This is a genomic window from Achromobacter sp. SIMBA_011, assembly GCF_046535435.1.
In the GTDB taxonomy this organism is placed as follows: Bacteria; Pseudomonadota; Gammaproteobacteria; order Burkholderiales; family Burkholderiaceae_B; genus Achromobacter; species Achromobacter dolens.
The window spans coordinates 1-275 of the sequence record NZ_JAWRWN010000379.1 but is presented as its reverse complement, the minus strand read 5'-3'; the positions used below and the strand labels follow the sequence as shown (position 1 = coordinate 275).

The window sequence follows — 275 nt, the reverse complement described above, 5'->3', positions numbered from 1 at the left end:
AATGTACCGGTGCAATGGGGTGCCGATGCGCATGGTCCCGATCTCGATGCGCCGGCCGCCGTCATAACGTCTGGTGAAACGGCCGCTGATGCGAGTTCACAGGCTTCACCGGCAGCGCCTGCAAGGAAGGCGACAGGGGAGGGCAGCGCGCCTGCCGATCTTGCCACGGCACGGCAGACGGTTTTCGCCGCCGCCAAGATCGACACGGCCGCCTATGTGACGATCAGGGATCTGGCGGAGCTGGACCGTTGGGTTGCGGCGGCCCGCGAAACGGG

At 66.5% G+C, this 275-nt stretch carries 1 protein-coding gene; it reads left to right on the top strand.

The genetic code is table 11. From position 1 onward, the window contains the following. A partial coding sequence (locus SB816_RS31370) for a hypothetical protein (RefSeq protein WP_410548163.1) occupies window positions 1–275 on the top strand: 275 nt, incomplete at both ends.